The following is an 18,306-nucleotide window of genomic DNA, read 5'->3' on the forward strand; positions in this document are numbered from 1 at the left end:
GTTAATTATTTTAATAATATCTTTAAATTTTCAATATGGTTTTTTATTGTTGTGTCATTAATTAAGTTAGAATACTCTCCCTTATATTCATTTATTATATAATCTATTAATTCATTTACAGCAGGAGAGGTGATACTAGATCTTACAATGTTAATAAGCTCTTTATGTTTTTTCTTACACAGGTCAAATCGGAATTTACTACTAATATCTATATCTGTAAATGATAAAACAGCTATATTTCCTTGATGAGAATTAAAATTAGTTAATATTTGTACATATGTATCATTTGCATTGTGAGCTATACCATATCCATTTGTAAGAAAAGCTTCAACTATCGCAGTTATAAACTTTTTTTCTACATTCTTAGGTATTCTCAATTCATTTCCTACAAGTCTAAGAAGTTGTCTTGCAAGAGCAGGTTCGGTATAAAAGTTATTAAAACTTCTATGAGCAGAAAGAAGATCATTTATAGCATTATCTATTTCTATACTTCTTAAGTCATCAGGAATATAACTTTCAGCATTAACTATTTGTAAAAATTGTCTTGATAATTTCTTTTCTTCCTGAGTGTTATTTGCTGTAAAATGAGCATATTTTAATCCAAAATTATTTTTAATTTCTTCATCAACTCTTTTCCATATATTAGGTAAAAGTTTATTAATGTTTTGGCGAGTCTGACTATCTGTTTCAATTTTTACATATATGCCAAAAAAGCCAGAAATAAGCTTATTTATTAAATCTTGAGTTAAGTTTGTTGTAAACAAAGTGATTTCTTCCGCTTCTATATCAGATATAGCTGTATTTTTAATACTTTCGAGTAGCTTTTTTATATGAATTGTTACATTTGAAAAAGGTAATATGATCACTTCTTTTACGCAAGTTTCTAGCCATTCAATTAATTGTAGTCCTCTAATCTGACTATTATTTGGATGCGCTGCACTAGCCCAATTTCTCATATATTTAATATATTCAAGATGCCTAAAACCTAAATCAGATATTAATCCTATTTCTTTAGCTCCTCTTATAAGAGATGCATCATCTATTTTATCTAAATCCTTTTCATCTTTCAGTTTTTTCCTATCATCACCCAAAACAGCATTATCATAAAAAAAGTCAATATCATATTGAGATACTCTTTTTCTTATTTGCAATATAGTTTCGTCCCAAAGATAATTTAAAGCCGCATCAAAAAGTCCTGAAGCTGCACTAGCTATAAATTTTGAAAGATATAACGATTGTTGCCTGACTTCTAAAGGAATTTGATTTAATACATCGTTCAAATTCTTAAAAGCTTTTACCCTTTCTTGAGTATCTGCAAAGATATTATCTATAGGTAAAGAATAAGAATCTAGTGCACTTTTCAAACCTGTTTCAAAACTAGCTAGTAAAGCTAAACTTTGATTAGTATTTTGTATTTCTTGTGGTAAGTTATTTATGTTTTCCATTATATTGAACTTTTGACATTAATCATTCAGCTTGAGTACTGCCATAAACGCACTCTGTGGTATTTCCACATTCCCCACTTGGCGCATACGTTTCTTACCGGCTTTCTGCTTCTCTAAGAGCTTGCGCTTACGGGAGATATCACCCCCGTAACACTTGGCAGTAACGTCTTTACGGAGGGCTTTGATAGTCTCGCGCGAAATGATTTTAGCCCCAATAGCCGCCTGTATTGGAATGTCGAACTGCTGACGCGGGATCAGTTCGCGCAACTTCTCGCACATCTTCTTGCCTATATTATAAGCATTATCGGCGTGTATAAGAGCAGAGAGTGCATCTACCGATTGCGAGTTGATAAGAATATCGACCTTCACGAGGTTGGAAGCACGCATCCCAATAGGCGAATAGTCAAACGAAGCATAGCCCTTGCTCACTGTTTTAAGTCGGTCGTAGAAGTCGAACACGATTTCGGCAAGTGGCATATCAAAGTTCAGCTCTACACGCTCAGGGGTGAGGTAGTGCTGGTTGGTTATCTGTCCGCGTTTCTCAATACAGAGCGACATCACCTGTCCTATAAAATCGGACTTGGTAATGATGCTCGCTTTGATATATGGCTCTTCCACGCGGTCTAATTTAGAAGGGTCGGGTAGGTCAGAAGGGTTATTTACGATAATCGCTTTTTCGGGTTCTTTCTTGGTAAAGGCGTGGTAACTTACGTTGGGTACGGTGGTAATCACGGTCATACCAAACTCGCGTTCCAAGCGTTCTTGTACGATTTCTAAGTGCAACATTCCTAAGAATCCACAGCGGAAGCCAAAGCCCAAAGCGGCAGAACTTTCGGGGGTAAACACTAAGGAAGCGTCGTTCAGTTGGAGTTTTTCCATAGAGGCGCGTAGCTCTTCGTAATCTTCGGTATCTACCGGATAAATTCCTGCAAATACCATTGGTTTCACGTTCTCAAAGCCGTCAATAGCTTCTTTACAACCGTCTACTGCTGAGGTAATCGTATCACCTACCTTCACCTCGCGTGCATCTTTGATTCCAGTGATAAGATACCCCACATCGCCAGTGCCAATTACTTGCTTGGGCACTTGGTTGAGTTTAAGCGTACCCACCTCGTCGGCATCGTAAATTTTGCCGTTGGACATAAACTTGATTTTCTGTCCCTTGCGTATTTCACCGTTCATCACTCGGAAGTAAGTCTCCACCCCGCGGAAAGAGTTGTATACCGAGTCGAATATCAACGCTTGTAACGGTGCCTTAGGGTCTCCAGTAGGGGCAGGAATACGCTCTATAATAGCCTCTAAAATAGCCTCTACACCCAAACCTGTTTTACCACTGGCAGGGATAATCTCATCGGGCGAACAACCTAATAGGTCTACAATGTCGTCTTTCACCTCTTCGGGATTAGCGCTGGGTAGGTCTATTTTGTTGAGTACGGGAATGATTTCAAGGTCATTTTCGAGAGCTAAGTAGAGGTTAGAAATCGTCTGTGCTTGTATGCTTTGGGCAGCATCTACGATCAGGAGTGCCCCCTCGCAAGCAGCGATGGAGCGCGATACCTCATAAGAGAAATCTACGTGACCGGGGGTATCGATAAGGTTGAGGATATACGTTTCGCCTTTGTACACATATTCCATTTGTATCGCGTGGCTCTTGATAGTGATACCGCGCTCACGCTCCAAGTCCATATTGTCGAGCAATTGGTCTTGTTTTTCGCGTTCGGTTACGGTTTGGGTAAAGTCGAGCAAACGGTCGGCTAAAGTACTCTTCCCGTGGTCGATATGTGCAATAATGCAGAAATTACGTATGTTCTTCATTTGTTTCTTAGTGTTTAGTTTTTAGTGATGAGTTGTGAGTTGTCTATACAGAGAGACAACGAACTAATAATTTAAGGTGCAAAGATAGAAAATAATTGTCAATTCACAAATTGAAAGTTCTATCGTGCTTCAAAGAGGTTCTCATTTGTAGTCTGTCGGATTATTTGCAATATTTTTTTGATTGTAAATTTACTTTTTCAAAAGAAAAAGTTGCTAAATCAAAATTATTGTTTATATTTGCGACCAAATTAGAAAAAGAAAACAATATCTATTTCTTTAAAAGTATTAAGATTATCAATTTAAAAAACTTATCCAAATGAGAGATTTAACTAAAATGACAAACATTGAGGACTTGCGTGTGGTGTGTAAACGCAACGTCCCTAAGATGTTCTATGAGTATGTAGACACCGGCTCTTGGACTGAATCAACTTACAGAGAAAATGTTTCCGATTTTAACCCTATTAAATTCCGTCAACGCATATTAGTGGATATGGATAACCGTACCCTCGAAAGTACTCTTTTAGGGCAAAAGGTAAAGTTTCCCGCTATGACGGCTCCTGTTGGCTTTATGGGAATGATGTGGGCTGATGGTGAAATCCATATGGCAAAAGCCGCTCAAAAATTTGGAATCCCCTTTACGCTTTCTACGATGTCTATTTGCTCTATCGAAGATTTGGTAGAAGCAGGAGTAGAGCCCTTTTGGTTTCAGTTGTATGTAATGCGCGACCGCGATTTTATGAAAGACCTTATTCGTCGTGCTAAAGATGCTAAATGCTCTGCTTTAATGATAACCGTAGATTTGCAGGTGCTCGGCAATCGTCATCGCGATATCAAGAATGGACTTTCCACCCCTCCTAAGTTCACTATCCCTAATATGATTAACCTTTCTACTAAAATTCCTTGGGGGTTGCGCTATGTGTTTGGTAACCGCCGTTGGACATTCCGCAATATCGCAGGTCACGCAAAAAGCGTATCCGACCTCTCTTCACTTTCCTCTTGGACAAAAGAGCAGTTCGACCCAAGTCTTAGTTGGAAAGATATCGCCGAAATTAAAGAATTGTGGGGGGGACCTATCATCTTAAAGGGTATTATGACTCCTGAAGATGCTATCGAAGCTGTGAAATATGGTGCCGATGCGATTATTGTCTCTAACCACGGTGGTCGCCAAATGGACGATACTATTTCCACTATCAAAGCACTCCCCGATATTGTAAGCGCCGTAGGTAGCCAAACCGAAGTATGGATAGACTCTGGTTTCTATACAGGGCAAAATATGCTCAAAGCGTGGGCGTTGGGTGCCAAAGGTATTATGCTTGGTCGTGCTCCTGTATATGGGCTCGGTGCTTATGGCGAAGAAGGCGTAACTCGTGCTTTGCAAATATTATATGACGAAATGGATACTACTATGGCTTTTTCAGGTCATCGTAACCTCCAAGATGTAGATAGTAGTATTTTAGTAGAGGGTACTTATCCTCTACCAAGCAATAATTTCCGAGTTTAGTTTAACTTTCATTGTAAAAAGAAAGAGCTTAATACGAATGATGTATTAAGCTCTTTCACTTTTTATTACAAACTATTAAAATTTAAACCACTTATTCTTCATTATAAATGCTCCTTACAATCCCGTCGGCAAGACCAATGCGGGGTACGTGTACAATTTCTGCTCCTGACCATTTCATCGCATTGATGAACACTGTAAGTGCATACAAAATTACGTCAGCACGGTCGGGATTAAAGCCTAAGAGCCTGATGCGTTCATCGTAAGTAAATCCCGATACATAGTTATGGTAATCGGTGAGGTACTGATAGCTCAGTGGTTCTCCTTCTCTGCTGTTGGAGTTCTTGTGTATCTTGTTGATGTTCCCTCCTGAACCAATGGCTTCTATATGCTCACAGTCTTTCGTATGCTTTTTTATCCAGTGTTCTACTTCTTCCCACGTTTTATTGCTTACTTTGTTGTCTAATAAACGCACTGTACCTATGGGGAACGAACGTGACTTCTTTACCTTCCCCTTCGAGAAGACCGTAAACTCAGTACTACCCCCGCCTACGTCTATGTATAGGTAATCTTTATCTTTTTGTATTAAACTTGAAATATCGGTAGAAGCAATAATGCTCGCCTCTTCGGCGCCATCTATAATATCTATGCGCACTCCTGTACGTTTGTATACCTCATCGGCTACTTGTTGCCCATTGGTAGATTCTCGCATTGCCGAGGTCGCACAAGCGCGATACTTTTCCACTTGGTTTACTTTCATCAGCAAACTGAACGCTTGCATCGTGTCTGCCAATCTATCGGTGTTTTCTTCTGAGATGAGCCCGTCTAAAAACACATCAGCTCCCAAACGGATAGGTACACGCACCAAGCTGGCTTTGGTAAATTTCGGAGCTTCGTTAGGCTCTTCCAATACGTTCGAAATGAGCAATCTCACCCCGTTCGACCCTATGTCTATCGCTCCTAATTTTTTGATATTCATTTCGTAATTATTTGTCTTTGTCCATTTCTAAAGAGCGCACTTTTAGCGGGTTTTTGGTCAGTTCAGCGTACTCTTCACGGTTTCTAAACACATCTAAAGCAGTAAAAATAGCGTGACGGAACGACTCAGGGTCGGCAATGCCCTTGCCTGCTATTTCGTAAGCCGTACCGTGGTCGGGCGAAGTGCGTACTTTGCTAAGTCCTGCTGTATAGTTCACACCACTGCCAAAGACAATGGTTTTGAACGCAATAAGCCCTTGGTCGTGGTAAGGTGCTAATACTGCATCATAGTTCCGGTAGGTTTGTGAACCGAAGAAACTATCGGCAGCAAAAGGTCCAAATACCAATATATTCTCATCAAAATACAGCTTTTTCAAGGCTGGGCGTAACACTTCGTCATCTTCGTTACCTATCACGCCTTTATCTCCGCAATGTGGATTAATGCCCAATACGGCTATTTTAGGGCGTTGTAAGCGGAAGTCCTTAATGAGTGATTCGTTCATCAGGCGCGCTTTCTCCATAATGAGGGCTTCTGTAATAAGAGAAGAAACCTCTTTCAAAGGTACGTGGTCAGTAAGTAAACCCACTTTCAGGTCTTCGCTCACCATAAACATCAGGCTAGTGCCGTTGAGCTCTTGTGCCAAATAGTCGGTGTGACCAGGGAAGTGAAACGCGTCCGACTGTATGTTGTTCTTATTGATAGGAGCGGTTACTAGCACATCAATACTGTTGTTTTTTAACGCTTCCACCGCAGCTTGTAATGATAAAAAGGCATATTTGCCACCTTCTTCGGTTTCTTGTCCGAAGGTAACCGTAGGTGTTTCTTTCCAGCAGTTTAGCACATTTAGCTTGCCGTCAATAGCAGCTTCCACACTCTCAATTCCTTGAAAATTGGCAGTGGTATTGAAATGTTTCTTCTGAAAAGAAACTAACTTGTTCGAAGCAAAAATAATAGGCGTACACAATTCCAATATTTGGTGGTCTTCAAAGGTTTTTAGGATAATTTCAAGCCCTATACCGTTCATATCACCAATGGAAATTCCTACTTTTATGGGTTTTTCTTTCATAAAATGAAATACATTTTAAGGTACTTATTCTTCTCTCTGAGTGTAGAATACGCTTATTCTGGGCAAGCGTTTTTCTACTTCTTCGTATTGCTGAGTAGTGAAATTACGGTTGTTGATGTACAAAACACCCTTCCACTGTATTTTCTCTATCGATTTTATAAACTGTTTGAAATCAAGCGGATTGTCGTTGATATTCACGTAAGTTAATCGTGGATTTTCAGCCAATGCTTGTGGTAATTTAGTGAGGTTGTTCGCATTGAAGTATACGTTTTCTAATTTTGGCAAACGTCCTACTGAGGCAGGCACTTCGCTAAGCGCAGCATTGCGCAACGATAGTTCTTCAAGTAGTGGCAACTTGTCGAAGTTATCAGGAAGTACTTTTATTTTGTTCTTCGTGTCAAACTGACTGATGATAAGTGATTTCAACTTAGGTAAAGCAAACACTTGCTCTGGGAAATCTGTAAATTCAACTCCTTCAAACTTCAAATTTTCTAACTGTTTTAAGTTCATAAGTGACGCAGGCACTTCAGTAATCGGGTTATAGATATCTATAGTTTGCAAAGCCGAAAGACTGCCGATGTTCTCAGGTAATTTGCTGAGGTTATTGAGGCGTAACACCAATACTTTTAGTGTTTTATTTTCAACACTTAGCTCAGGAAATGAAGCTATCCCCACTTCCTTTATTTCCAATACTTCAAGTTGCTGTGCTTCACTGAAAAGTCTTCTCAATAAAGCCTCACTTACTTGCACTTCATTATTTGAATTGCTATAAATTCTAACTTCTTTTAGCTTAGCAAAGTTAGTCTTCATAAGCTCCTCAGCGCTCCTGAAACTTTGTTCATCTCCGCTGGTAGTGGCAATTCTTATTTGCATAGATTGTGCCCCTGCAACAAACGGAATTGTGAGGGCAAACACGCATAAAAGTTGTTTTATTTTTTTCATTGTTCTATTTTTTATCTGTAAATAATTATTACTTTTGTCCTTTCAGAGTGCAAAGATATAAAAAATATGGGAGTAACACAAACTTATTCTTTTCATAGTAATGGTAAATTGCTCATTACGGGCGAATATGCGGTGCTCGACGGAGCGCTCGCTTTTGCTTTACCCACCCAGAAAGGACAGACATTGAAGGTAACAGAAGGAGCAAACGAAAACCGATGGCAAGCCTTTGATGCCAACGGTGATTTGTGGTTCGACAGTGCGACACTCACTACTGAAACCGACCAACAAATAGCACAAACATTGCAAAAAATTCTCACTACGGCTACTCACCTCAACCCCAATTTCAAAGACAAATGGTTACACTCTCAAGTGCAAACTCATTTAGAGTTCCCTCGTTTGTGGGGCTTAGGCACTTCCTCTACACTCATCAACAATATAGCGCAGTGGGCAGCCGTAAATCCATACGAACTGCTTTTTAAGAGTTTTGGTGGCAGTGGTTACGATATCGCTTGTGCCAAAAGCAATACTCCATTGTTGTATAAGTTAGAAGGAGGCAAACCACATAGTTACCCTTTGCGCTTTCTTTTTCCTCATACACATCAAATCTACTTCGTTTATCTTAATCAGAAACAAAATAGCAAGGACGGAATTGCGCGTTATCGGTCAGTAACTAAAAGTAAACGCAAACTTGCTGAGAGCATTACTCGCCTTACTGAACAGTTTGTTTTAGCGCACACCGTAACCGATGTTTGCCAGATATTAAACGAACACGAAACCCTCATTAGCAACTACTTGAATATGCCCACCGTTAAAGAACGCCTTTTTTCCGATTTTAACGGCACAGTGAAGAGTTTGGGCGCTTGGGGTGGTGATTTTGTATTAGCCATTTCCGAAACCGAAGATACCCCCGCTTATTTTGCCTCCAAAGGTTTTGATACTTGCGTCCCTTACAATAACTTAATTAGGTAAGAGATAAGAGGTAAAGCTATTGAAAACTTGTAGTTAGGTACGTGAGTAACAAGGAAATTAATAATGGAAAGAAGAAGTATGGAAAGATTTTGTTATTCCACTTTATGATTTTCGTTATGTCCTCTATCTGTTACTGATATTTTTCCCCCAATAGCACAATTACAAGTACTCTCATCGGTAAGAATTTTCATTTCGTTTATAGTTGTATTTTTGGCAGTATTCTCCCATTTTATAGGACAGGGCACACAAGGCAAATATCCTCCTGTGGTAGGTTTTAGTTTACACTGTCCAAAGGAAAGTATATTTACATTGGCTTGTTTGTCTTCTTCTGTGGCAATAGGTTTCTCCTCGATAGTTGTAAATGTTTGACTTGTAACAGTAAGATTACTTTTAGTACTACCTTGATTACAAATAAGTTCCGCTGTACTAGTGATTATATTTGGCATATATAAATTTTAATTATTGATGTATTCTATATCCTCTCTTTTGATTTCTTTTCCTGTTTTGCCGTCTAAATAAATAACTTCTATAAGGTCGTCACGCTTCAAATGTTCTATTGTCCAATAACAACTGCCATCGGCATTTACAAAACGGTGAATCTCATTATGAAATCCTATACGTTGGTATCCTTTTGTCACCTCAATACGATGTGCCCTACAATAGGCTAAGATATCCTCAAAGCTAAAAGTAAAAGGCGCATCGTAATCAGTGGTTTTAATAAGATGTCCTTTTTCATCAAAATCATACCAAAGTCCTTTGCCAAAACCTCTTACATATGCTATACCTTTTTGTTTTATATATCCATTTGAAGGATAAAATTCTTTTGCGGAACAAAAATAGGAATTAGAGGGATAAAACCTATGTATAAATTCATTTTTATCCTTCCCCATTTCAAGAAAACTTCCGTCTTTATAATAATGAGAAACGTGTCCAAACTTATCCTTTTTCATTATCTGGTAAAGAGCCTCATTAAAAACTTCAAATTCGTCGGTTACGATAGGAAAATTGTTGTAAATTACTTTTTCTTTAGGCATTGAGCCAAAAGAAGACAGCAATGGTACCCCTATTCCTGCGGTAGCTAATATTTTAAGAAATTCTAAACGGTTCATATTGTTAATTGTTATGATACTTTATATCTTGTCTTTTGAGTTCCTTTCCTGTTTTACCGTCTAAATAAATAGCTTCTATAAGGTCGTACCTTTTTAAATGTTTAATCACCCAATAACAACTCCCATCGTCGTTTACAAAACGGAGTATTCTATTGTGAAATCCTATACTTTGGTATCCTTTTGTTACTTCAATACGATGTGCCCTACAATAGGCTAAGATATCTTCAAAAGTAAAAGTAAAAGGCGCATCGTAATCAGTGGTTTTAATAAGATGTCCTTTTTCATCAAAATCATACCAAAGTCCTTTAGCAAAACTTTCTACATAAAAAAGCCCTTTATTTCTGATATAACCATTAGAAGCATAATATCCTTTATATAGTCCAAAGTAGGAATTAAAAGGATAATACCTATAAACAAGAAATGTAGTACGTTTAAACATTTCAAAAAAACTACCATCTTTAAGATATTGATTTACATCGCCCATTTCATCTTTTTCCATTATACGATAAGTAGCTTCGTCAAATACCTCAAACTCATCAGTTACAGTAGGGAGGTTAGGGTAAATTACTTTTTTCATTTTTACTATTTTTTAATTGTTTTATTAAATACTACCATTCGCTACTTCCCATTGCCATTTCCATAGGCTATAACGTTCTTGTGGAGGAGTTAGCAAATGCGAATAATCCATCAAGTTTTCTGTTTTCAAAGCCGTATAAGTACATTTTACATTGGCGGGGTCTGCTTCCTTATTAGTAAAACTATGCAGGAGCTTAAAGCTATGTAAAAACTCGTGAGCAGCAGTTTGGTTATTTCTGCTTGGGAATAGTACGATAAACTTACCCAAACTATATCCATTTAGCCCTTCAAAACCACCAATACTCATATATCCTCCACTCTCTCCTAAATAAATAGCTTTATAAACGTTATCATACTGGTTAGGATCTTCTCCTTTGGCACTTAAATTGGTTTTCAGTTTATGGTAGATATACTCTTGTAAGTTTATAAACCCTGAAGGAGCGGATGTTATATCTTCGTAGTAGCCTATTATTTCTCCTGCAACAACATAAGTATTCAAAAAATGGGATGCATCGGTACTTAGGTTTACATCTTCTGTAATGACTTCTGTATCTATCAAAGCTTGATGTAAATACTTTTCGAATAAAGCTTTTTGTCCCAAAATCTTACCATTTTTTTCTCCACTTCCTGAAATATTAGGAGTTGTAACTTTTATTAGCAACATTTTAGCCTTTTTTTGTTTAGCAGGAGCATTTGCCCATATATGGAGCTTGCCGGCTAATTGTTTCGTTTCACTACCATCGGCTTGTTTGGTAACCGCAAATACTTCTAAATCCTTGTTTTCCTCACAAGGGGTATTACAAGTAATCAGCAGTAGTTGTTCTGTAACTCCTCTGGGCATTTCTTGGGTACGAATCACTTTGGGGCTTACTGTAAAGCCTTCGGGCTCTTTAAAACGCAATTCGTCAGGGGCTTGTTCTATGTCTATCTTTAATAATAACTCCACAGTATTGGTTACTTCTGTTTCAGTCTCTACTGTGCTACTACTGCCCGAAGGCATCGTCATTCCTGCGGGGAAAGTAGTAGCGGTCTTTATTTTCTTCTTAGGCAACATAGAAAGCCACGAACAATAGTATTTTGCAGGGCTACCTCCTACTGTACGCCAAGGTACTGTATAATAGGTGTATTCTCTTTCTAAATCAGTGTATAAGTTGGTATTAGGGGTAAAAGTCCCATCATATCTATTAACATCTGTTACAAGAGCTCCTGCACTATCGTATTGTTTGGCTACAATAGTTTTATAATCGGTATCGCCAAACACACCTGTATCGCCTACGCGCATCCAGTCAAAACCGTAGTCTTCACCTTTCCAGCCTCTTTTGGGTCGGAAGTGTACCAAGCATTTGGCGTGTATTTGTTGGGCACTGGTAGCATAGCTTTCCGCCTTATTAGTAATATTATTTGCTTGTTCCCCTTTTACCGAAAGTAATCCTTTGCTGTTTACAGTTGCCTCTTCATCGGAGTGTATAAACAGCTTTTTAGTGCCCGCTACATTAGTATCCTGCGCCTCTATCTTTATCTGGTTAGGCGAGTGTATCAAGGCACTGCCCGCTTGGGTGTGGAAGTAAGTAGCAATGAGCTGTTCCATAAAGGGAGTGGTAAGTAGCGTCTTTTGCAAAATGTTCATCAGGGCGGTATTGCCCACGTCTAACACAAAATTGTTCTGTGCATTAAGCGAGATATTTCGCCCTGCACAAAGGGTAAAATCTTTTACGGCGTTCAGTTCTATATTTCCTTTGCCGTCAAGCAAATAACTGCTACCTCTTTTGTCTTTTATCAGTACACTACCTTTCTCGTCGTCAAAAGTTATGGTGCTACCGCTCTTGGTGGTAATACTCCTCACGTTATGGCTCACCTGTTGGGCGTTCTTGCCGTGGTACATACTGCCACTCACATAGGGGCGGTGTGGGTTGCCCTGCTCAAAGCTCACCATTACTTGGTCGCCTACCTCAGGGATAAATTGGAAACCTCGGTTGCCACTCTTGTTTTCAAGCACACCCGCATCGGGTGTTTGCACCCGTAACCAAGGCGTCTGCTCGCCTAAAAATTTTTGCCAAAAGAAACACACCTGCACGCGCCCTTGTTTTTTAGGGTCATCGTTGGCTACTACTTCCGCTATTTCAGGGTAAGCAATGGTTCGTGGCTCGTAAAGAGGGTATTCCATTCCCAAAGGTACCGCTACAAAGTGGTTGTAATAGTCATCACGCTCCACACAGTGCTCTACCGAAATCACTCGGTATTCACCCATATTTTCTTTTTCGAAGATAGAAGGGAATTTTACATAAATGAGGCTACCCAAGCGCACCAAACTGTTACGGGTTTTTCCCTCAACGCAGTGCATTTTTCCCAATGCCTGCTGGTATTGGTGCTGGTGCAGTTCTCTAATATCACCTGCCAAGCGGGTAGGCTCTTCTGCGGGCAACAAATGCCGTTCCAGATATAAATTCTCGTAGTCTTTAAAAACGTCTTCGGTGTAGAAGTTGCGCGGTCTTACCTCCTCTTCGGTGTCCGAATAAATGTATTCATCGTCCTCCGCATTGTAGTTGTAAAGAGTGTATTTAAAAGGAATGGTTTTAGAAGAAACTTTAAGTTCGGTAATATCTTCGTCTATGGTCAGGTTTTCAGAGTGTTCATCTGTTACACCACCAAACACGAGCTTGCTACCGTCAAAATACAGTAGTTCGTTGTAAATAGCCGAAAGCCTATTCAAAAACTCCCAACGGCTTTCTTTATACTGCATTGCATAGGGGATTATCGCTTTAAACTTAGGATTACATATCAGGTCGAAATATTTGTTTTTAAAAACTTTCTCTACGATATTTACCAAATCATAATCTACAAACGAATTCATCGCAGGTGCATCGTCCAACACCACAGGACTCCCCTTTCCTATAACGCGTATTTTGTTTTCGCTTCCTCCTTGCGTAGGGGTATCCGAGTCAATCACCACCTCAGTAATAAAACCCGAAAATTGGAAAGTGTTCTCTCCTCTTGGGAAGGAAAGACGAATAATCACATTTTTGCCCACTTGTTTTAAGAGCTCTTGCGACTGCCCTTGCCAAAGAGTTTTGCTTGTAGCAATGGTTTCTACCAGCTCAAAATCACAACAAGAGTTTAACGATTGTTGTATGTGCAAGCTGTTGAAGCGTGAAGTTTGTTCCTTACCGTCAATATGTACTGAATGGAAAATAGGGAGACGTTTGGTAAAAAGTGAGTCCATAAGCAGTTTATTTTAGTATCAATATGGGCGCAAGTTACTAAAATTATTTTTAAGCACAAAATTTTTATACTCTTTTCTTTGTCTTATCTTCGTTTCCCCCTTTGAAAACGTGATATATTTCAGCCTAATAAGTGCACAATATTCTCCCTCTTTTTCGTGAGATAATATATTTTTTATCGTGAAGCTCTATAAACTCTAATTATTTGGCTTTAAGTCACTATAACTCCTCCTCCATTTTTTGTGTTAAAATTGAGGTTTTACCCTTAATTTATTCAATATTTTAAAATCGTCTTATCTCCCTCTGATATTCAGTATAGTAAGCTCATTCCTTCGTCTTTCCTTCGTCTTTTGTTCGTCTTACCTTCGCTTTAGCTTCGAGTTTCCTATAAGTTACCTATAAGATACGATAATGTTTAGTTGTACTGTTTTTCAGTACTTTATAAATTTGGAGCTAAAAAACATTTTACTGTCTTATTTTGAAGAAAAATGGCTGTTTTAACTATTTTTAACAGAAAAAACGCAAAAGCACTTTCCCTATTTATTGTCGATAGCACTGTAGTAAAGTGCTTCATACATTGGCACTATTTTATCCTCGTCAAAACGTTCGGCTACTTTGCGGGCATTCTGTTTAAATTGTGCCAATCGGGTTTTGTCTTCAAGTATGTAAATAGCCTTCTCTGCCATTGCTTTTACATCGCCTATGGGGCACAGATAGCCCGATACGCCCTCTTCATTCACTTCTGGAAGTCCTCCCGTATTGCTCGATACTACCGGAACGCCAGCTGCCATTGCTTCTAATGCCGAAAGTCCAAAGCTCTCAGAGGCAGAAGGGAGTAAGAATAAATCGGTGAAACACAAAATGCGGTCTATATCAGAAGTATTACCTAAAAACAGCACTTTGCTTTTGATGCCTAAATCCTTGCAGAGCTGGTCGGCTATCTCGCGCTCAGGTCCGTCACCTACCATTATGAGCTTAGCAGGAAGTTTCTGCTGAATGCCATAAAAAATTCTTACCACATCGTCTATGCGTTTTACCTTCCTAAAATTACTAATGTGTGTAACAATGAGTTCCTCAGGCTTTGCCATTACAGTGCGTTTGCAAGGAGAAGTTTCTTTGGATTTTTTTATATTTGTGAAGTTAGGAATTACCTTAATATCTTTATCTATACGGAAAAGTCTTAGAGTATCTTGCTTCAAACTCTCGGACACTGAAGTTACAATATCCGATTCGTTAATGCTAAACGTGACTGCTTCTTTGTAAGTAGGGTGGTTGCCCACAAGGGTAATATCGGTGCCGTGAAGGGTCGTTACCATAGGTACTTCTATCCCTTCTCGTTTGAGCATTTGTTTAGCCATATAACCTGCATAAGCGTGCGGAATGGCATAATGCACGTGCAAAATATCTATGTGATAGGTTTTTATCACATAAGTCATTTTGCTGGACAAAGCTAGTTCGTAAGGCTGGTAGTGAAACAAGGGGTATTCTTCTACGTGCACTTCGTGAAAGTGAATGTTCATCTCCAAGAAGTCTAAACGCACGGGATAACTATACGTGATAAAGTGCACCTGATGACCTTTGCGAGCTAAGGCAAGCCCGAGTTCGGTAGCTACAACACCACTCCCCCCAAAGGTAGGGTAACACACTATGGCTATATTCATATTTGATATATATTAGAGAGGCAAAGGTACTAATTTTTCTGTGGGTATTGAAAATATTAACAAAAAATTATATCTTTGTACTCACTAAATAGCGTTCTATATGAAAACTTTAGATTCTTTTATAAATATTAAAAACGGCGATTTTCTTCTTATAAAAGGAGAGACCATCACTGCTGATACTACTTTTGCAATTCTTAGAGAACGTTTTCCTAATAACAAAGTATGGGACGTAGGGACAGGCTATTATTGGTTGTATTTCAGCGATTGTTCTTTTGAGGGGAAGTTATTTAATGTGTCGCTTTGTTTTGAAGGAGAACAGCTAAAATTCTTAGGTTTTGCAATGAAGAATGAAAAACAAACCTCGTGGGACGATTGGAGTGAAGTATACGAATTGCAGACTGAAAAATATTATGACCAATGGCTTACAGCACATATAGGCAAGGAACGCACTTTTTCTTGGGGAACTATTAAATCTATTTACGACCGCAAAGGAGGGGGTACGGCTATTTGGGTGAATTATAACAAATAAAAGAGGCTTTCTATAAAACTATAGAAAACCTCTTGTTATCGAGTGAGCCTCTCAGTGAGAGGAATTGGTACCTCAGCTTAAAAGCTATAATGCTCTTTAATTTGAAATGACAAATAGGTAATGTGGGTTATAAATTTTCGTTCAAACTATCAATAATAGTTAGTTTAGCAAAGCGTAATAATATATTTTTTAAACCTCCTGTCTCGAAATTTATTTGCGCCTTTTTATCATTTCCTGTTCCCTCCAATGAAATTACTTTACCACGACCGAAACGTTCGTGATAAACTGCTGTTCCTATATCCAGTCCGTTATAAGTATTTTTATTATTACTATTAGAATTATACAAAGCATTCACAGGTTTTAACTTCCTGAGTTTTTGTTGTTCTTCACCAGTTGGAGCGTTTTTATGAGGAGGTATTCCACTTATAGGTTTCTGTAAACGTAGTTTACTTTTATCTACTTCACCAAAAATATCCCTATCAATAAGTGGTTTATATCGATAATTAGGATTAGAAATAGAAGGTGTAAGATACTGCAAATAGCGTTCATCTATTTCTTCGATAAATCTACTTGGCTCGGCATCAGAAAGTTTCCCCCAACGATAACGGTTTTCTGCATAAGTTAAATAGGCTTGTTTCTCAGCACGGGTGAGTGCTACATAAAATAACCTTCTTTCTTCCTCCAAATCGTTACGCGATTGTATGCTCATTGCCGAAGGGAACAAATCTTCTTCCATCCCTACCACGTATACATACGGAAACTCCAATCCTTTTGCCAAGTGAATGGTCATCAAAGCTACACGGTCATCATCACCTATCTCTTTATCCATATCAGTAGCCAAAGCAACATCTTCTAAATATTCTGAAAGACTTGCCCTGCTATCTGCCACATCTTCTTGTCCTTCTACAAAATCTTTCATACCATTAAGCATCTCTTCGATGTTTTCCATTTTGGCTATACCCTCGGGGGTACCATCTTTTTTAAACTCTTGCAAAAGCCCTGTTTTCTTTGCGACTTGTTCGGCAACTTCAAAAACGTTAGCTTCTTGATTGAGTGCTTGAAGGTTAAGAATCATTACCACAAAATCAGTAAGTTTTTGCTTTGTAGTAGTGTTGATGTGCAATTCTGGAAGTTTATTGATGTTATACATTATCTCGAAGATAGACTTCTTATAATGATTTGCTGCCAAAGTAAGCTTTTCCATTGTAGTTTCTCCAATGCCTCGTGCAGGAAAATTGATAATGCGCACCAAAGCTTCCTCATCATTTGGATTGATAATGAGTCTCAAATAAGCAAGCATATCTTTGATTTCCTTACGCTGGTAGAATGACAATCCGCCATAGATGCGGTATGGAATATCACGTTTTCTAAGGGCATCTTCAATAGCACGCGATTGTGAATTAGTGCGATAAAGCACCGCAAAATTACCATTAGGAAGCTGGTATTGCATCTTGTTTTCAAAGATAGAGCTCGCTACAAAACGACCTTCATCAGCATCAGTAGGACTTCTATGCACTTTAATAGGTTCACCTAATTCATTTTCGGTGAAAACTACCTTTTCCAATCGTATTTTATTGTGTTCTATCACACTATTAGCTGCTTCCACAATGTTTTTTGTAGAACGGTAATTTTGCTCTAACTTATATTCTTTTGCCTCTGGATAATCATTTTTGAAATTGAGAATATTATTGATGTTTGCTCCCCTAAAAGCATAAATACTTTGCGCATCATCTCCTACTACACAAATATTATGAAAACGGTCTGCCAAAGCCTTCACGATAAGATATTGAGAGTGATTGGTATCTTGATACTCATCTACAAGAATATACCTAAACCTATTTTGATATTTTGCCAATACATCAGGATATAGATTGAGGAGTTCATTTGTTTTCAGCAATAAATCGTCAAAATCCATTGCTCCTGCTTTAAAACACCTATCTACATATTCTTGATAAATTTCTCCTAAACGTGGTTGTCTTGCCATTGCATCAGCTTCCATCAGTTCAGGATTATTAAAATAGGCTCTCACCGTAATAAGACTGTTTTTAAAGGAAGAAATACGCGATTGTATTCGTTTATACTTATAGATATCTTTGTCCAACTCCATCTCCTTAATGATGCCATTAATAAGGCGCTGAGAGTCTTGGGTATCATATATAGTAAAATTTTGAGGATATCCTAATTTATCGGCTTCGATGCGCAAGATTTTGGCAAAAACAGAGTGGAATGTACCCATCCATAGGTTCTTTGCTTCGTTGTTGCCTACAAGACTGGCAATACGCTTTTTCATTTCGTTGGCAGCCTTATTAGTAAAGGTAAGAGCAAGGATATTGAAAGCATCTACACCTTCTCTCATCAAGTTGGCTATGCGATAAGTAAGCACGCGAGTTTTACCAGAGCCTGCTCCTGCTATCACGATGATGGGTCCATCTTTTTGAAGCACGGCAGCACGTTGAGGGGCATTTAGACTTTCTAATTCCTTTAAAAATGTATCCATAA

14 protein-coding genes are annotated in these 18,306 nt (G+C 38.6%); 3 read left to right on the forward strand and 11 right to left on the reverse strand.

Translation table 11 applies throughout. The features are described from left to right. Positions 1 to 5 precede the first annotated feature (5 nt). Positions 6 to 1,445 carry a hypothetical protein gene (locus tag C3V44_RS01605; protein WP_106095295.1) on the reverse strand — a complete coding sequence of 480 codons (1,440 nt, stop codon included), beginning with the start codon at positions 1,443 to 1,445 and terminating at the stop codon, positions 6 to 8. An 18-nt stretch (positions 1,446 to 1,463) separates the two neighbouring features. After that, positions 1,464 to 3,260, reverse strand: a complete 1,797-nt coding sequence (gene lepA / locus C3V44_RS01610; RefSeq protein ID WP_009745702.1) for a translation elongation factor 4 — start codon at positions 3,258 to 3,260, stop codon at positions 1,464 to 1,466. A 316-nt stretch (positions 3,261 to 3,576) separates the two neighbouring features. Between lepA and C3V44_RS01615 the strand changes: the two genes are divergently transcribed. Then, entirely contained in the window at positions 3,577 to 4,761 is a 1,185-nt protein-coding gene (locus C3V44_RS01615; RefSeq protein ID WP_009417310.1) for an alpha-hydroxy acid oxidase, read from the forward strand. Positions 4,762 to 4,852: 91 nt separating this feature from the next. On the opposite strand, the gene C3V44_RS01620 is transcribed toward C3V44_RS01615, so the two are convergent. Genes C3V44_RS01620 through C3V44_RS01630 form a run of 3 tightly spaced genes read right to left on the reverse strand, consistent with a single transcriptional unit; the run spans position 4,853 to position 7,745 of the window. Then, positions 4,853 to 5,737 carry a Ppx/GppA phosphatase family protein gene (locus C3V44_RS01620; protein WP_048748042.1) on the reverse strand — a complete coding sequence of 295 codons (885 nt, stop codon included), beginning with the start codon at positions 5,735 to 5,737 and terminating at the stop codon, positions 4,853 to 4,855. 7 nt (positions 5,738 to 5,744) lie between these two features. Then, positions 5,745 to 6,803: a 4-hydroxythreonine-4-phosphate dehydrogenase PdxA gene (gene pdxA / locus C3V44_RS01625; protein WP_106095296.1), complete on the reverse strand. Its 1,059-nt coding sequence runs from the start codon at positions 6,801 to 6,803 to the stop codon at positions 5,745 to 5,747. Positions 6,804 to 6,827: 24 nt separating this feature from the next. After that, entirely contained in the window at positions 6,828 to 7,745 is a 918-nt protein-coding gene (locus C3V44_RS01630; protein WP_106095297.1) for a leucine-rich repeat domain-containing protein, read from the reverse strand. Positions 7,746 to 7,811: 66 nt separating this feature from the next. Between C3V44_RS01630 and C3V44_RS01635 the strand changes: the two genes are divergently transcribed. Next, positions 7,812 to 8,714 carry a GYDIA family GHMP kinase gene (locus C3V44_RS01635; protein ID WP_106095298.1) on the forward strand — a complete coding sequence of 301 codons (903 nt, stop codon included), beginning with the start codon at positions 7,812 to 7,814 and terminating at the stop codon, positions 8,712 to 8,714. Between the two features lie 92 nt (positions 8,715 to 8,806). Here C3V44_RS01635 and C3V44_RS01640 read toward each other — a convergent pair whose 3' ends face one another. From C3V44_RS01640 to bshA, 5 genes are all read right to left on the reverse strand, one after another. Continuing rightward, positions 8,807 to 9,160, reverse strand: coding sequence for a DUF4280 domain-containing protein (locus tag C3V44_RS01640; protein WP_106095299.1), 354 nt, complete (start codon positions 9,158 to 9,160; stop codon positions 8,807 to 8,809). A gap of 9 nt (positions 9,161 to 9,169) precedes the next feature. Further along, positions 9,170 to 9,823, reverse strand: a complete 654-nt coding sequence (locus tag C3V44_RS01645) for an amine dehydrogenase large subunit (protein ID WP_106095300.1) — start codon at positions 9,821 to 9,823, stop codon at positions 9,170 to 9,172. 4 nt (positions 9,824 to 9,827) lie between these two features. Then, complete coding sequence (locus C3V44_RS01650) at positions 9,828 to 10,400, reverse strand: hypothetical protein (RefSeq protein WP_106095301.1); 573 nt, start codon at positions 10,398 to 10,400, stop codon at positions 9,828 to 9,830. Positions 10,401 to 10,424: 24 nt separating this feature from the next. Next, positions 10,425 to 13,619 (reverse strand): type VI secretion system Vgr family protein, encoded by a 3,195-nt coding sequence (locus C3V44_RS12160; RefSeq protein ID WP_254425448.1) that lies wholly within the window; start codon positions 13,617 to 13,619, stop codon positions 10,425 to 10,427. 534 nt (positions 13,620 to 14,153) lie between these two features. Beyond that, positions 14,154 to 15,278 carry an N-acetyl-alpha-D-glucosaminyl L-malate synthase BshA gene (gene bshA / locus C3V44_RS01660; RefSeq protein ID WP_106095302.1) on the reverse strand — a complete coding sequence of 375 codons (1,125 nt, stop codon included), beginning with the start codon at positions 15,276 to 15,278 and terminating at the stop codon, positions 14,154 to 14,156. 100 nt (positions 15,279 to 15,378) lie between these two features. Between bshA and C3V44_RS01665 the strand changes: the two genes are divergently transcribed. Then, the gene (locus C3V44_RS01665; RefSeq protein WP_106095303.1) at positions 15,379 to 15,807 is read left to right on the forward strand and encodes a hypothetical protein; all 429 of its coding nucleotides are present in this window, start codon (positions 15,379 to 15,381) and stop codon (positions 15,805 to 15,807) included. A gap of 127 nt (positions 15,808 to 15,934) precedes the next feature. On the opposite strand, the gene C3V44_RS01670 is transcribed toward C3V44_RS01665, so the two are convergent. Then, positions 15,935 to 18,304, reverse strand: coding sequence for an ATP-dependent helicase (locus C3V44_RS01670; protein WP_106095304.1), 2,370 nt, complete (start codon positions 18,302 to 18,304; stop codon positions 15,935 to 15,937). Between the last annotated feature and the right edge of the window lie 2 nt (positions 18,305 to 18,306).

This window comes from Capnocytophaga sp. oral taxon 864 (assembly GCF_002998835.1).
GTDB classification, from domain to species: Bacteria; Bacteroidota; Bacteroidia; order Flavobacteriales; family Flavobacteriaceae; genus Capnocytophaga; species Capnocytophaga ochracea.

Excerpts from the sequence above, each read along its gene's own strand:
- C3V44_RS01605 (WP_106095295.1), bottom strand. The coding sequence starts at position 1,445 with ATGGAAAACATAAATAACTTACCACAAGAAATACAAAATACTAATCAA.
- C3V44_RS01615 (WP_009417310.1), top strand. The coding sequence starts at position 3,577 with ATGAGAGATTTAACTAAAATGACAAACATTGAGGACTTGCGTGTGGTG.
- pdxA (WP_106095296.1), bottom strand. The coding sequence starts at position 6,803 with ATGAAAGAAAAACCCATAAAAGTAGGAATTTCCATTGGTGATATGAAC.
- C3V44_RS01630 (WP_106095297.1), bottom strand. The coding sequence starts at position 7,745 with ATGAAAAAAATAAAACAACTTTTATGCGTGTTTGCCCTCACAATTCCG.
- lepA (WP_009745702.1), bottom strand. The coding sequence starts at position 3,260 with ATGAAGAACATACGTAATTTCTGCATTATTGCACATATCGACCACGGG.
- C3V44_RS01670 (WP_106095304.1), bottom strand. The coding sequence starts at position 18,304 with ATGGATACATTTTTAAAGGAATTAGAAAGTCTAAATGCCCCTCAACGT.
- C3V44_RS01650 (WP_106095301.1), bottom strand. The coding sequence starts at position 10,400 with ATGAAAAAAGTAATTTACCCTAACCTCCCTACTGTAACTGATGAGTTT.
- C3V44_RS01645 (WP_106095300.1), bottom strand. The coding sequence starts at position 9,823 with ATGAACCGTTTAGAATTTCTTAAAATATTAGCTACCGCAGGAATAGGG.
- C3V44_RS12160 (WP_254425448.1), bottom strand. The coding sequence starts at position 13,619 with ATGGACTCACTTTTTACCAAACGTCTCCCTATTTTCCATTCAGTACAT.
- C3V44_RS01635 (WP_106095298.1), top strand. The coding sequence starts at position 7,812 with ATGGGAGTAACACAAACTTATTCTTTTCATAGTAATGGTAAATTGCTC.
- C3V44_RS01620 (WP_048748042.1), bottom strand. The coding sequence starts at position 5,737 with ATGAATATCAAAAAATTAGGAGCGATAGACATAGGGTCGAACGGGGTG.
- bshA (WP_106095302.1), bottom strand. The coding sequence starts at position 15,278 with ATGAATATAGCCATAGTGTGTTACCCTACCTTTGGGGGGAGTGGTGTT.
- C3V44_RS01665 (WP_106095303.1), top strand. The coding sequence starts at position 15,379 with ATGAAAACTTTAGATTCTTTTATAAATATTAAAAACGGCGATTTTCTT.
- C3V44_RS01640 (WP_106095299.1), bottom strand. The coding sequence starts at position 9,160 with ATGCCAAATATAATCACTAGTACAGCGGAACTTATTTGTAATCAAGGT.